The sequence below is a fragment of the Alteromonas sp. RKMC-009 genome (assembly GCF_003584565.2).
GTDB lineage: Bacteria > Pseudomonadota > Gammaproteobacteria > Enterobacterales > Alteromonadaceae > Alteromonas.
In genome coordinates, this window is record NZ_CP031010.1 from 752,464 (window position 1) to 765,878 (window position 13,415).

Annotated in this window: 14 protein-coding genes; 7 read left to right on the forward strand and 7 right to left on the reverse strand. The window is 49.0% G+C overall.

The window, feature by feature from the left end; genetic code table 11:
* Positions 1 to 299: 299 nt before the first annotated feature.
* The 3 genes from DS731_RS03305 (at position 300) to DS731_RS03315 (ending at position 4,444) form a co-directional block, all read left to right on the forward strand.
* Positions 300 to 2,330, forward strand: a complete 2,031-nt coding sequence (locus tag DS731_RS03305) for a transglycosylase SLT domain-containing protein (RefSeq protein WP_119499989.1) — start codon at positions 300 to 302, stop codon at positions 2,328 to 2,330.
* A 65-nt stretch (positions 2,331 to 2,395) separates the two neighbouring features.
* Complete coding sequence (gene pepQ / locus DS731_RS03310) at positions 2,396 to 3,715, forward strand: Xaa-Pro dipeptidase (protein WP_119499990.1); 1,320 nt, start codon at positions 2,396 to 2,398, stop codon at positions 3,713 to 3,715.
* A 15-nt stretch (positions 3,716 to 3,730) separates the two neighbouring features.
* A complete protein-coding gene (locus DS731_RS03315; protein WP_119499991.1) occupies positions 3,731 to 4,444 on the forward strand; it encodes a ZIP family metal transporter in 714 nt (237 codons plus the stop codon).
* 26 nt (positions 4,445 to 4,470) lie between these two features.
* Here the strand turns inward: DS731_RS03315 and ispB are convergent, their stop codons facing one another.
* Entirely contained in the window at positions 4,471 to 5,445 is a 975-nt protein-coding gene (ispB, locus tag DS731_RS03320; protein ID WP_119503276.1) for an octaprenyl diphosphate synthase, read from the reverse strand.
* A gap of 311 nt (positions 5,446 to 5,756) precedes the next feature.
* On the opposite strand from ispB, the gene rplU reads away from it, so the two are divergent.
* From rplU to folA, 4 genes are all read left to right on the forward strand, one after another.
* Complete coding sequence (gene rplU, locus DS731_RS03325; protein ID WP_119499992.1) at positions 5,757 to 6,068, forward strand: 50S ribosomal protein L21; 312 nt, start codon at positions 5,757 to 5,759, stop codon at positions 6,066 to 6,068.
* A 15-nt stretch (positions 6,069 to 6,083) separates the two neighbouring features.
* The gene (rpmA, locus tag DS731_RS03330; RefSeq protein WP_070125553.1) at positions 6,084 to 6,341 is read left to right on the forward strand and encodes a 50S ribosomal protein L27; all 258 of its coding nucleotides are present in this window, start codon (positions 6,084 to 6,086) and stop codon (positions 6,339 to 6,341) included.
* A gap of 182 nt (positions 6,342 to 6,523) precedes the next feature.
* On the forward strand, positions 6,524 to 7,687 hold the full coding sequence (gene cgtA, locus DS731_RS03335; protein WP_119499993.1) for an Obg family GTPase CgtA: 1,164 nt from the start codon (positions 6,524 to 6,526) through the stop codon (positions 7,685 to 7,687).
* A 22-nt stretch (positions 7,688 to 7,709) separates the two neighbouring features.
* Positions 7,710 to 8,213 carry a type 3 dihydrofolate reductase gene (folA, locus tag DS731_RS03340; RefSeq protein WP_232373469.1) on the forward strand — a complete coding sequence of 168 codons (504 nt, stop codon included), beginning with the start codon at positions 7,710 to 7,712 and terminating at the stop codon, positions 8,211 to 8,213.
* 97 nt (positions 8,214 to 8,310) lie between these two features.
* On the opposite strand, the gene rpoS is transcribed toward folA, so the two are convergent.
* The 6 genes from rpoS to truD all read right to left on the reverse strand — a co-directional run bounded on the left by rpoS (position 8,311) and on the right by truD (position 13,414).
* Positions 8,311 to 9,252, reverse strand: a complete 942-nt coding sequence (gene rpoS, locus DS731_RS03345; protein WP_119503278.1) for an RNA polymerase sigma factor RpoS — start codon at positions 9,250 to 9,252, stop codon at positions 8,311 to 8,313.
* A gap of 128 nt (positions 9,253 to 9,380) precedes the next feature.
* Positions 9,381 to 10,241 (reverse strand): peptidoglycan DD-metalloendopeptidase family protein, encoded by an 861-nt coding sequence (locus tag DS731_RS03350; protein ID WP_119503279.1) that lies wholly within the window; start codon positions 10,239 to 10,241, stop codon positions 9,381 to 9,383.
* 18 nt (positions 10,242 to 10,259) lie between these two features.
* Positions 10,260 to 10,838 carry a YqaA family protein gene (locus DS731_RS03355; RefSeq protein ID WP_119499994.1) on the reverse strand — a complete coding sequence of 193 codons (579 nt, stop codon included), beginning with the start codon at positions 10,836 to 10,838 and terminating at the stop codon, positions 10,260 to 10,262.
* A complete protein-coding gene (locus tag DS731_RS03360) occupies positions 10,835 to 11,470 on the reverse strand; it encodes a protein-L-isoaspartate(D-aspartate) O-methyltransferase (RefSeq protein ID WP_119499995.1) in 636 nt (211 codons plus the stop codon). Before DS731_RS03360 ends, DS731_RS03355 begins: the two co-directional genes overlap by 4 nt.
* 84 nt (positions 11,471 to 11,554) lie before the next feature.
* A complete protein-coding gene (surE, locus tag DS731_RS03365) occupies positions 11,555 to 12,304 on the reverse strand; it encodes a 5'/3'-nucleotidase SurE (RefSeq protein WP_119499996.1) in 750 nt (249 codons plus the stop codon).
* Between the two features lie 39 nt (positions 12,305 to 12,343).
* The gene (gene truD / locus DS731_RS03370) at positions 12,344 to 13,414 is read right to left on the reverse strand and encodes a tRNA pseudouridine(13) synthase TruD (RefSeq protein ID WP_119499997.1); all 1,071 of its coding nucleotides are present in this window, start codon (positions 13,412 to 13,414) and stop codon (positions 12,344 to 12,346) included.
* Position 13,415 lies beyond the last annotated feature (1 nt).

Consider the following 13,415-nt stretch of genomic DNA (forward strand, 5'->3'; position numbering starts at 1 on the left):
TCAGAAATGAGGAACCGGAACTGCAAGCCGGTGTCTTACTCTGACGTGTTAGGGTGGCTTGATTGTGACAATGCCACGGAAAATTTCAATAAAAATTCAAACAAGTGTTTACATTTTTTTCCTAAATGGCGATTGAGCGGCAAAAAATCAAGCTCGAATTCACATCACAAGGTTGTATAATGGTAAGGAAATCGGGTGTTCGCCAGCGCTATTTCAAATTTTCGGGTTGTTTTGTTTTTTACCCCTTATTTTCTGGTAACGCCCCTGTCATTCACTCGTTTTTGGATGGATGGTTTTGAATGCAAGTATCTTCGGCTGCTTCCGTGAAGCGCATTCCGGTGTCTTTTCTTGTAGCCAGTTTCTGGCTAGGTGTGATGAGTGTTGCAGGTATTGTGCAAGCTCAGCCAACGCCTTCTTCTCCCGAATTAGAGCTAAAGCGGGCACAGTTTACTGAGCTCGAAAAGCAGCTTGGCCGCGCCAGCCGGAAAAAAGTGGCTGCGCTGGAAGACGATGTTGCCGCATTAAAAGACTATCCTCTTTATCCTTATCTGTTGCGACAGCAAATCGATCAGCGGATGGATATGGCTCACCGTGAAGACATAGAATCTTTCCTGCTGAATTATCACAACCAGCCTTTTACCTATGGCTTACGTGGCCGCTGGCTCCGTTACCTGGCTACTCATGGTGAAAAGAAAGCGTTTCTTGCTAATTATCGCGATGGCATGGGGGCTACCATTACGTGTCAGTATCTGCAATATCAGCTGGAAGACGCGGGCCAGCCTGAATACTGGTTAGAAAAAGTTGAGCCCATCTGGCTAGCAGGCCGTTCTCAACCGGACGAATGTGACCCTGTATTTAAAAAATGGCAGCAGGCCGGCATGATGACCGGTGACATGGTGTTAGGTCGGATTGAGAAAGCAGCGTTAACCGGTAACCCGAAGCTTATTCCTTACCTGAAGCGAAAACTCCCTGCAAAAGAACAATATCTGGCTGATTTATGGCAGCGCATCCGTACTTCATCATCGCTGGTACTGAAGAAGTCTCAGTTTCCGCTGAAGAATAAAGAAACAGAGGGAAAAATTCTTGCTTACGGGATGGAAAAGCTTGCCTGGCGGGATGCCGGTGATGCGATCAAAGCCTGGTACCTCTGGCAGCCGGCAGATGTGTTAACGCATCAGCAGCAACTGGATGTGACCAGGGCAATTGCTCTGAGTCTTGCCATTGACGATAAACCGGAAGCAGATGAATGGTTAAAGCGGGCTGATGTCAGTGGTGCTGCAGATGACGTAAAACGCTGGCACATGTCTTATCTGTTGCGTCATGAGAAATGGCAGGACGTGCTGGACCTAATTGCGGCAGCACCGGAATATGTGCAGCAGGATGAAGCCTATCGCTACTGGCAGGCCCGCAGTCTCGAGGCGATGGGGTTACCGGAGCAGGCCGGTATCCGTTACCGTGAACTGGCTCAGGAACGGAACTATTACGGTTTTATGGCCAGTGCCAGAGTCAATGAGAAGCCTTCGCTGAAACACATCGCTACGCCCCGCAGTGACGAAAATATGCAAATGATTGCTGAGCGTCCGGCCGCAAAGCGGGCACAAGAATTTCTCGCTCTTGGCCGCTTAATTGATGCCAGACGTGAGTGGCGTTATCTGGTGAACTCACTGGATACTTCGCAAGTGAAGGACGCAGCATTATTGGCCAGCGAGTGGGGTTGGTTCGACCAGGCAATCATCAGTTTTACTCAAAGCGGCTTTCTGGATGACGTGGAGAAGCGCTTCCCTATGGCCTATGCCGAACAGTTTGATGATGTCGGACGGGCCTACGATATCCAGCCTGCATTTGCCATGGCAATTGCCCGCCGGGAAAGCTCGTTTATGGTCGATGCTGTGTCTCCTGCCGGTGCCCGTGGCCTGATGCAGTTAATGCCTGATACTGCGGGATACATTGCCGAAAAAAGAGTATCCACAGATGAATTGTTTGATGCAGGTCAGAATGTTCAGTTTGGTGTGCAGTACCTGCGTTATCTGATGGACAAAATGGGCGATAATCCGGTACTGGTTTCGGCGTCGTATAATGCCGGGTGGCGGCGGGTTATGGAATGGTTACCTGCCGGCAAAAACGTAGAAACGGATATCTGGATCGAAACGATTCCGTATAAAGAAACCCGCAGTTACGTAAAAGCGGTGATGGCATACCGTTATATCTACGAACATCAGCTGGGTGAGTCTTCAGGGCTGTTTGAGCAACTGGCAAAATCTGCTATTCCGCCGGCTACCGGCCTTTCCTCTCCCGGAGGAAGGGCAGGCGGCACTTACGCACCCAAATAAGGCCGGTGGCATACCGCCGGTCTTTTACATATTAAAACAATTAACGACAGAATAAATGAGGGTTTATGACCACACTTACCGCGTCCTACCGGGCACATATTGAGACACTTCAGTCCCGTACCAGAGAAGCTCTGCAGCGGGAAGGTCTGGACGGGCTGGTTATTCATGCGGGACAAAGTAAACGGCTTTTCCTCGATGACAATGATTATCCGTTTAAGGTGAATCCTCATTTCAAAGCCTGGGTGCCTGTAGTAGATAACCCGCATTGCTGGCTGGTGGTTAACGGTACCGATAAACCGAAACTTATTTTTTACCGTCCTGTGGATTTCTGGCACAAAGTACCTCCTGAACCGGATGACTTCTGGACGGCTGAGTTCGATATCGTCCTGCTAAAGCAGGCTGACGCTGTTGAAAAACATTTGCCTTACGATAAGCAGAAATATGCCTATGTAGGTGAATATATTGAAGTGGCCAGCGCATTGGGATTCCACATTGTTAATCCTGACCGGGCGTTAAATTACCTGCACTTTCAGCGGGCATATAAAACTGATTACGAGATGCTGTGTATGCGCAAAGCCAATAAACTGGCTGTGCAGGGGCACCGTGCTGCCCGGGAAGCATTTATGGCTGGTGAAAGTGAGTTTGCCATTAAGCAGGCTTACAACAGCGCGGCGGGTCAGGGAGATAACGACTTACCCTATACGAGTATTATTGCGCTGAACGAGCATGCATCTATTCTGCATTACATGCATTGTGACAATGCAGCGCCGGATACGCCACGCTCGTTTCTCATTGATGCCGGTGCCTCTTTTCATGGTTATGCCGCCGATATCACGCGGACGTACAGCCACTCAGATCCTCTGTTCGCTGAGTTAATCGCACATGTGGATAAAGTTACGGTGACATTAGGCAATGCACTTAAACCCGGTGTTGCTTATACCGACATTCATATTCTTGCCCACGATGGCATTGCACAAATTCTTCATGATGTGGGACTGGTCAATCTTAAGCCTCAGGAGATTGTCGAAAAACAAATCACCAGCACTTTCTTTCCTCACGGTATAGGCCACTTCCTGGGGTTACAGGTGCATGATGTAGGCGGGCTGGTGGCTGATGACCGCGGTACGCCAAAACCGGCACCGGAAGAGCATCCGTTTCTGCGTTGTACCCGTGTGGTGGAAGCTCGTCAGGTCTTCACTATTGAGCCCGGGTTATATTTCATTGACACGCTGCTGGCCGATTTGAAAGCCAGCGATAACTCTAAGTACATTAACTGGGATATTGTCGATCGGTACCGGCCTTTCGGCGGGATCCGTATTGAAGACAATATCATTCTACACCGGGACAGAAATGAGAATATGACCCGTGATTTGGGGTTGAACTAAGGAGCCAGATCTGTGATGGATCACAACCTGATCAGCGTGATCTTTATTGCGCTGATTGCCGGATTAGCTATGCCAGCCGGAGCGTTACTGGCCAGGAATGACCGCATTCAACCTGAGTGGCTGGAGCAGGAAATTCGCCACGGCATTATGGCGCTCGGGGCGGGAGCACTACTTTCAGCTGTAGCACTCGTTCTGGTGCCTGAGGGCATCGCTGCGCATACACCTCTGACTGCCACTTTGTGTTTTACCGGGGGCGCTCTGGCTTTCATGAGTCTGGATATCTATCTGGCCAGACAGAACACTCCGGCCAGTCAGTTAGCGGCAATGTTAAGTGATTTTGTACCGGAATCTCTGGCGCTGGGAACGACGGCTGCATCCGGAGGCGGTACACTCTTACTTGGTTTACTGATTGCTATTCAGAACCTGCCGGAGGGCTTTAATGCTTACCGCGAAATGACAGGCGGAAATTTAAAGTATCAGAATAAACTGATTTGGAAGTTTGCTGCAATGGCGTTGCTTGGGCCGGTGATGGCTGTCGCCGGCTTTTACTGGCTGGCTGATTATCCCATGGTTATTGGTGGCATAATGTTGTTCGCCGCCGGAGGGATCCTTTATTCTGTCTTTCAGGATATGGCACCGCAAATTTACGTGGAAAAACAATGGCTGCCACCCATGGGCGCGATTGCCGGTTTCTTGATGGGTATGATCGGATTTATGATTGAGAATTAGGCCCGCAACAGCGGGCCTGAGAACTCTTACTTAGTGCGTTCTACAGCAATATGCGCTAATGCAATCAGCGCCTGTTTGTAGTCAGATTCCGGCACCGGAGCCAGTGCAGCTATGGCTTTCTGCGTTTCTTCATCCGCGCAGCGTTTGGTATATTCCAGCGCACCGGTTTCACTCATAATATTGACTATTCGTGAAAGGTGAGGCAGGCCATTTGCTTTCTCAATGGCTTCTCTGATCAGTTGTTTATCCACTTCATCTTCAGCGTGCCACATGGCGTACAACAGGGGCAGGGTAGGCTTACCTTCTGCAAGATCATCGCCGGTGTTCTTACCCATTTCGTCTTTATCAGCCGCATAATCGAGAATGTCGTCAGCTAACTGAAAAGCGGTGCCCAGGTGTTTACCGTAGTCCTGCATAGCCTTTTCAATGTGCTCAGGCTGCCCCGTCAGCACAGCGGCAAGCTGTGTTGCTGCTTCAAATAAGCGGGCAGTCTTGCCGTAAATTACATCAAAATAGCGGGCTTCTGTGGTGTCCGGGTCATTGCAATTCATTAACTGCAATACTTCACCTTCGGCAATACGGTTAGTTGCGTCAGATAAAATCTCCATGACACGCATACTTTGCAGGTCGACCATCATCTGGAATGAACGGGAGTAAAGAAAATCGCCCACCAGTACGCTTGCCTGATTTCCAAATATTGCATTCGCCGTTTGTTGACCCCGGCGTAATGTGGATTCATCAACCACATCATCATGAAGCAAAGTGGATGTGTGGATAAATTCAATGATCGCGGCCAGCGTGTGATGCTGATCTGTTGTGATCCCCATAGATCTCGCTGCCAGAACAGACAACAAAGGGCGCAGCCTTTTTCCGCCACTGTTGACGATGTAAAAGCCTAACTGATTGATTAGAGCAACTTCTGAGTCGACTTGCTGCTGTATAAGCGCATTCACCGCTTTCATGTCCGCAGCTGCCAGCTCGCGGATCGCATTTATGTCCATGGGCATGTCGTGGGTATGTTTTACTGATTTCATTCTGAGCGCTGATTGTACCTGAATCTGAAAGGGTATCCACCCGCATGATTTAAAAAACTGAAATGAATGAAAAAAATAATCCCTTAGCAGCATTTCCCTGAAGGGGAAAATGCAGGTAAAATGCGGGCTTTTAGTAGTTCTGGCAGCGAATTGAACCGAAGCGCGAAAAATAATCAAATTTTGTGTTTTTCGGGGTTGAGATCTCAGGATGTTTCACGTACAATTCGCGCCCTGTTTTTTGAATTGAAGCGTCAATGAGACGCAGAGCGGAGTAGAATATGTACGCGGTTTTCCAAAGTGGCGGTAAACAGCACCGTGTGGCTGAAGGCCAGACCGTTCGTCTAGAGAAGATCGAAGTCGCGCCGGGCGAGACTGTTGAATTCGATAACGTATTAATGGTTAGCAACGGTGACGACGTTAAGATCGGCACCCCTTTAGTTGCTGGTGGCAAAATTACTGCTGAAGTAGTTCAGCACGGACGTGGCGATAAAATCAAAATCGTTAAGTTCCGTCGTCGTAAACATCACCGTAAACAAGCGGGTCACCGTCAGTGGTTCACAGAAGTGAAAATCACTGGTATCAACGCATAATAGGAGCACGAACACATGGCACACAAAAAAGCTGGTGGTAGTACCAAAAACGGTCGTGATTCAGAAAGTAAACGCCTTGGTGTTAAGCGCTTTGGCGGCGAATCAGTGCTTGCTGGTAACATCATCGTAAGACAACGTGGTACTCGTTTCCACGCTGGCGACAACGTAGGTATCGGTAAAGATCACACGTTGTTTGCTCTGAAAGACGGTAAAGTTCAGTTTGACGTTAAAGGCAAGAACAACCGTAAATTCGTGAGCATCATCGGCGAGTAATCGCGGATTGACGTTACGCCGAACAGGCTTAAAAAACCCCGCGTAAGCGGGGTTTTTTGTTTTTAATAACAAGATTTTTTCCGGGGCCCGCAGCCCTTCACCAGATTGGCGATGTAGTGATTGTCACAATGGTGTAAACTTAGCTTTCAAATACGGTAGTCGACAACGACTCGGAGTGACTAATGAAATTTGTTGATGAAGCTGAAATTCGTGTTGAAGCCGGCGACGGCGGTAACGGCACGGTTGGCTTTAGACGTGAAAAATATATCCCGAAAGGTGGTCCTGACGGCGGTGATGGTGGTGATGGCGGTTCTGTGTATCTGCAGGCCGATGAGAACCTGAACACCCTCATTGATTATCGCTTCGAGCGTTTCCACCGTGCTGAGCGTGGTCAGAATGGCCAGGGCGGAAACTGTACAGGTCGTGCAGGTGAAGATCTCACTGTAATGGTACCGGTTGGTACCCGTGCGACAGATGTGGAAACGGCAGAAGTGCTGGGGGATCTGACTAAGCACGGCCAGCGCCTGAAAGTCGCGCAGGGCGGTTTTCACGGTTTAGGTAATGCCCGTTTCAAAAGTAGCGTAAACCGCGCACCCAGACAGAAAACAAACGGTACGCCTGGTGAAATCCGCAATCTGAAGTTAGAGCTCATGCTGCTGGCCGATGTGGGCTTGCTCGGTATGCCGAATGCCGGTAAATCTACCTTCATCCGCTCTGTGTCTGCTGCTAAACCTAAAGTCGCCGATTACCCCTTTACCACACTGGTACCTAACCTGGGGGTTGTCAGACAGGATTCACAACGTAGTTTCGTTATTGCTGATATTCCCGGACTGATCGAAGGCGCGGCCGACGGTGCCGGTCTTGGTATCCGCTTCCTGAAGCACTTAGAGCGCTGCCGCGTATTGTTACACATGGTTGATCTGTTACCGGCAGATCAGAGCGATCCTGCGGAAAACGCGAAGAAGATCATTGAAGAACTCGAGAAATACAGTCCTAAGCTGGCAGCCAAGCCACGCTGGTTAGTGTTCAACAAAGTTGATTTGCTTCTTGAGGAAGAAGTGGAAGCGTTGTGTGAATCAATTAAAGAAAAGCTGGAATGGGATGGTCCCGTTTATCAAATTTCTGCTTTCCAGAAAATGAACACACAACAGCTTTGCCACGAAATTATGAATTACATTGAAACACTGCCTGCCGGCATCGATGAAGACGATGAGAAAGAGGCGGTAGAGTTTAAGTGGGATAGTTACGATCGCGAGACCATGCAGGGCGACCTGGATGATGATCTTGATGACGATGATGACTGGGATGAAGACGACTACGACGTTGAAGTAGAATACCGTCGCTGATATCGCGTCTTAAGGAGTAGTGATGAAGATTGCGATGATTGCCGCCATGGCACATAACCGGGTTATCGGCGCTGACAATGATATGCCCTGGCACCTGCCGGCCGATTTGAAGCATTTCAAGGCGGTAACATTAGGTAAGCCGGTGATCATGGGACGCAGAACCTGGGAGTCAATTGGCAGACCTTTACCGGGCAGACCCAATATCATCATTACTTCTGCGGCGGCTTCAGATTTTCCTGACACGGTGACTGTGGTTACTAACGTCGAGGAGGCACTCAGCGCTGCCAGTGAGATGGTCACGGAAGATGATGAAGTGATGGTGATTGGTGGCGGTAAGGTCTATGAAGCTTTTCTGCCTCAGGCAACCACTCTTTATCTGACACAAATAGCGTTAACTGTCGACGGTGACACCTGTTTCCCTGATTACGATTCTCAGGGCGACTGGGTACGTTCAGATGTGGTTGAAAACCGTGCCGATGAGCATAATCCTTACGACTACACTTTCTTCACATTAACACGTAAATAGTCTTAAAATACATCAATTGGTATTTTATACAGTGCCGCCCGGTGCAACATACCGGGCAGAACGGCATAAACTGTATGGTCGGGTCAGACGGGTGAAATTACTCACCCATGTGATCGAACAGACTTTCCATAGACAGTCCCTGATGACCCAGCATATCGCGCAGTCTGCGCAATGCTTCTACCTGGATCTGACGGACACGTTCCCGTGTAAGGCCAATTTCTGCACCCACATCTTCAAGGGTAGACGGTTCGTACCCTAATAAACCAAAACGACGTGCTAACACTTCCCGTTGTTTCGGATTTAACTCACCGAGCCATTTCACGATATTCGACTTCATATCGCTGTCCTGCAAGTTATCTTCGGGACCAAATTCATTATGGTCGGCAAGAATATCCAGCAGTGCCTTATCGTTTTCACCACCGATAGGTGTGTCCACCGATGTAATGCGCTCATTCAGGCGAAGCATACGGCTGACTTCGTCAACAGGCTTATCAAGCTCTGTAGCTATCTCTTCTGCAGTAGGCTCGTGGTCGAGCTTCTGTGAAAGCTCCCGTGCACAACGCAGATAAACATTTAATTCTTTGACTACGTGAATCGGTAAACGAATCGTGCGGGTTTGATTCATGATCGCCCGTTCGATCGTCTGACGAATCCACCAGGTCGCATACGTAGAGAAACGGAAACCACGTTCAGGATCAAATTTCTCAACGGCACGGATAAGACCCAGGTTACCTTCTTCAATCAGGTCAAGTAATGCCAGACCGCGATTGTTGTAACGACGGGCAATTTTCACAACCAGACGAAGGTTAGATACAATCATACGCTTACGGGAGGCCTCACAGCCTTTCAGTGCGCGACGTGCAAAATAAACCTCTTCTTCTGCGGTAAGTAGGGGGGAGAAGCCAATTTCCCCCAGGTACAACTGGGTGGCATCCAGGTTTTTCGGTAAGTCCTCCTGAACAAATACTGCATCATCCTCAGTATCATCCAGATCATTGTTAATTGCTTCACCAGCTTTCATATCAACTGGCATGTCCATCTCGTTTAACTCATCCCGAGACTTTGATTCGATTACAGCGGCTTTTGTTTGACCCACGACTGCATCTCCTGCGTTGTTGGTTACCCTGCGATGTTCTCCTCAAATTTTATTATTATTTATTGTTATTATTATCTTTTTGGCAGATACCTTTGGGGGTCTAACGACTTGCCCCGGTATCTCACTTCAAAATGAAGCTTGACCGAATCTGTTCCACTATCTCCCGTTGTCGCAATTTGTTGCCCTGCGGCGACCCATTGCTGCTCCTCTACAAGGAGCTTGTCGTTGTGTGCATAAGCACTCAACAGGGCATCGGTATGTTTAATAATTATCAGGTTACCGTACCCACGTAATGCACTGCCTGCGTAAACCACTTTACCTTCCGCAGCGGCCAGAACTGGTGCGCCTCTTTGTGCGCTGAAATCCAACCCTTTATTGCCTGATTCCGCATTACTAAATGTTAACGTTATGTTACCTTTGCTGGGCCAAACCCATTTTGACACCCTTTTGGGAAAATCCCTTCTGGCTGAATCTTTGACACTTTTCGTCAAAGGTTTGACACTAGTAACTTCTTGGTTGTTAACATTAATTTCACGACTACTGTACGCCTGTGGTTTATCCCGGTCAACACTCCTTTTGTCGTATATGTTTCTGGTCGTACCAGTTTTTTCTTGAACTTTTGGTTTAGAAGTGTTCCCTGTCAACGCTGTCACAGGTTGGGGGTATAAGCGTAAAGTTTGACCTGGGTAAATATCGTAAGGTGCTGATAAAGAATTGTATTTAGCAAGATCTCTATAGTCATTTCCGGTAAACCAGGCGATAGCGAACAACGTATCACCCTTTTTTACTAGGTAGGTTTTGCTATCTGACCCTTTTTCAGAATATTCAGTCTGACTATTGAGTAAAGTCACCGGGGCAGGGGCTGTTCTGCCACTGCAACCCGTCAAAAAAATGGCGAAAATGCAGGCGATTGAAGCATTTATTGCTCGCATTTTGCCCATTAATCTACCTCAGTGGAGTAAAAAATACGCAAGAACGGCCAGTCCGATTGTTAACCAACCGAGTATTTCCACGTATTCGCGGAGTTTAGCTTCCATGGCTGCACCACCCCATTTCATGAGACCGGCTACCAGAAAGAAGCGGGCACCCCGACCGATGGCAGACGCTATAATAAAAGGTACCAGAGCCATATTAAGGACACCGGCACTGATGGTGAATACTTTATACGGTATAGGAGAGAAGCCGGCGAGGAAGACAACCCATACGCCATAGGTTTCAAACCAGTCGATAGTGGTTTGCAGTTTTTCTTCGTAACCCGCAGAGATAATAAGAGGTTCCAGCCACGCCTCAAACGTGAAAAAACCCAGTGCATAGCCGGCAATACCGCCGAGTACGGATGCAATAGTGGTTAAGGCAGCAAACAGCCATGCACGGTTCGGTTGTGACATGGACATTGGCGCCAGCATGACGTCCGGTGGTATGGGAAAGAACATAGATTCTGCGAAACTCAGTCCCGCAAGATAGCGATTAGCATGCTTGTGACGGGCCCATCGCAACGCCAGGTCATAGCATGGTTGAAAAATTTTCACTGAAGCTCTCCTGCAACCAGTGGTACAAAACGCACAGCTTCAATGGTCTCTGTTTTAAGCTCACCATCAATTCTGTCTACACATAACAAATTCTGCTGTTCGCTGCCTACCGGAATAATCAAACGGCCACCTTCTTCAAGCTGGTCGCAGAGATCCTGTGGCAGGCTGCTCGCTGCGGCGGTAACCAGAATGGCATCATATGGGCCTTTACTGGGCCAGCCTTTCCAGCCATCGCCATGTTTCATGGAAATATTGTGCAGGTTGAGTTGATTCATCCGGCGCTTCGCCTGAAACTGCAACGACTTGATACGTTCAACACTGTAAACGTGACCAAAAAGTTGTGCGAGAATTGCAGTCTGGTAGCCTGAGCCGGTACCGATTTCCAGAATCTTCCTTGGACTGTTAGAGGCTTTGAGCAGCAACTCCGTCATCTTGGCGACAATATAAGGCTGGGAAATCGTTTGTCCCTGTCCTATGGGTAACGCCGTATTTTGATAAGCTTTGTGTTTGAGGGCATCGGGTAAAAATAATTCCCTTGGCGTGGATGCAATAGCGGTCAGTACTTTTTGATCCCTTACGCCCTCGCTGAACAAAAGCTCAGCGAGCATTTCACCTTTTTTCAATGTTCTCATTGCTGCAAATGGTTTCCTGTTTTTCCCGTATCTTATTTCCGGCAGCCGGTTTGTGGTTAGCTGCCTTCACAGGTTTTATTGTTATCAGAGTTTTTTATTCAGCCAGTCTTCCATGTTAGCGAGGCTGTGATGAGCTGTCATATCCACGCTTAACGGTGTCACAGAGCAGTAACCGTTAGCGATGGCATGAAAATCTGTGTCAGGGCCGGCATCCTGTTCTGCTCCGGCCGGACCATACCAGTAAATTTCACGACCGAAAGCATCTTTTGCTTTTACCATGGCTTCGGCACGATGTCTGCGCCCCTGACGTGTCACTTTGATACCGGCGAGTGCATCGTATGGCACATCCGGCACATTTACGTTCAAAATTTGATTGGGGGGTAAAGGATGCGCCTGTAATTTACGTATAATATCCAGCACTACACGGGCTGCGGTGTCAAAGTGTTTGCCTTCGTGGCTGGCCAGTGAAACTGCAATGGCCGGCAGACCCATATATCGCCCTTCGGTTGCTGCCGCTACCGTGCCGGAGTAAATAACGTCGTCACCCAGGTTTGCGCCATGGTTGATACCCGACACCACCAGCTCCGGGTCGTCGTCAAGGAAACAATTTACGCCCAGGTGAACACAGTCAGATGGCGTGCCATTCACCGAATAAAAGCCGTTATCCAGTTGCTGAATGCGGAGCGGACTGTGCAGCGACAGTGCGTTGCTGGCACCGCTGCAATTGCGGTCCGGCGCGATCACGGTGACATCGTGCTCTGCGGCAAGTGTTTCGAATAAAACAGCAATGCCTTTGGCGAATACACTGTCGTCGTTACTTAAAAGAATACGCATGAAGGCTCCTGACGTTTGTTGTCCGGTAAGTCGCTTACACTAACTGCCCGCTGTTTCACCATTTGTGTCAACACAATCACGTAATACGGTAGTGGCATAACAACCGGACGGTAAGCTGAAAGAAACAATTACTGTATCACCGTTATGTTGCCATTCAAGTTGCGCCGGCCAGATTTTTACCGGTCTGCGTTCCTGTTTCATGCCGGCTTCACTGAGATAACCGGTAACGTCAGGGTATTTACCTGCTACAGCCAGTTCAAGCTTCGCCGCTTCACCGGTTACCGGTACATCACCTTTTCCCCACAGCGGAGCCGTAGGTGATAAATCTTTGTCTTCGTAACGGGCTTGCAACCCGCTATCTTCACCGTTTTCAATAAAAAAGCTGTGAGACCCGCTGAGCATCAGTGCGTCACCACTTATTACATCATTCAGTTTGCCAAGACGAATGCGCTCACTGATGACCTCATTAAACAGCCAGCTCCGTAAGGCAGACAGTGCCATATTGCGTTTGTTGCGGTTGCGGATAGCTTCCCCGGCAATCATTTTTTCTGCCAGTTGCAGGTTACCGCCTTCCTGACGCTCGCCGGTCTCAGCAACGCGGACACTGCCAAAACGCTGCTCGCCGAAGTAATTGGGCACGCCGTTTCTGGCAGCCTGTTGCAGCGCCTCTGTCAGGGCAGTAACGTCGCTGACGTCACGCAGGGTAATGGTGAAATGGTTCCCTTTCAGCTGCCCGATGCGTAATTTCTTATTATGCCGTTCTTGCCTGAGGATCTTTACGCCTTCGAGTTCCAGTCCTGAAAAGTCGAAATCCGGTTTTCCCGGAGCATGTAATCCGAACCACTGGCGGGTAACCGCGTATTTGTCTTTTCGTCCTGCGTAGGTCACATTCCGTAATGGCAAGCCGGTAAATTTAGCCAGTTGCTCAGCGGCCCAGGCAGTATTAGCCAGCTTTTTTTCGACCCACAGAAATTGATGTTCACCGTCACCGCTGAAGCTGTATCCAAGATCTTCGGTGACAACGAAATCTTCAGGATGCGTCTTGAGTGCGGCAGTGCAGGCCGGAGGAGTATCACTGTACAGCCAGTGCTGAGTGCGTAATGTGCTCATG

Excerpts from the sequence above, each read along its gene's own strand:
- DS731_RS03315 (WP_119499991.1), top strand. The coding sequence starts at position 3,731 with ATGGATCACAACCTGATCAGCGTGATCTTTATTGCGCTGATTGCCGGA.
- DS731_RS03350 (WP_119503279.1), bottom strand. The coding sequence starts at position 10,241 with ATGCGAGCAATAAATGCTTCAATCGCCTGCATTTTCGCCATTTTTTTG.
- truD (WP_119499997.1), bottom strand. The coding sequence starts at position 13,414 with ATGAGCACATTACGCACTCAGCACTGGCTGTACAGTGATACTCCTCCG.
- surE (WP_119499996.1), bottom strand. The coding sequence starts at position 12,304 with ATGCGTATTCTTTTAAGTAACGACGACAGTGTATTCGCCAAAGGCATT.
- rpmA (WP_070125553.1), top strand. The coding sequence starts at position 6,084 with ATGGCACACAAAAAAGCTGGTGGTAGTACCAAAAACGGTCGTGATTCA.
- ispB (WP_119503276.1), bottom strand. The coding sequence starts at position 5,445 with ATGGACATAAATGCGATCCGCGAGCTGGCAGCTGCGGACATGAAAGCG.
- DS731_RS03305 (WP_119499989.1), top strand. The coding sequence starts at position 300 with ATGCAAGTATCTTCGGCTGCTTCCGTGAAGCGCATTCCGGTGTCTTTT.
- folA (WP_232373469.1), top strand. The coding sequence starts at position 7,710 with ATGAAGATTGCGATGATTGCCGCCATGGCACATAACCGGGTTATCGGC.
- cgtA (WP_119499993.1), top strand. The coding sequence starts at position 6,524 with ATGAAATTTGTTGATGAAGCTGAAATTCGTGTTGAAGCCGGCGACGGC.
- rplU (WP_119499992.1), top strand. The coding sequence starts at position 5,757 with ATGTACGCGGTTTTCCAAAGTGGCGGTAAACAGCACCGTGTGGCTGAA.
- rpoS (WP_119503278.1), bottom strand. The coding sequence starts at position 9,252 with ATGGACATGCCAGTTGATATGAAAGCTGGTGAAGCAATTAACAATGAT.
- pepQ (WP_119499990.1), top strand. The coding sequence starts at position 2,396 with ATGACCACACTTACCGCGTCCTACCGGGCACATATTGAGACACTTCAG.
- DS731_RS03360 (WP_119499995.1), bottom strand. The coding sequence starts at position 11,470 with ATGAGAACATTGAAAAAAGGTGAAATGCTCGCTGAGCTTTTGTTCAGC.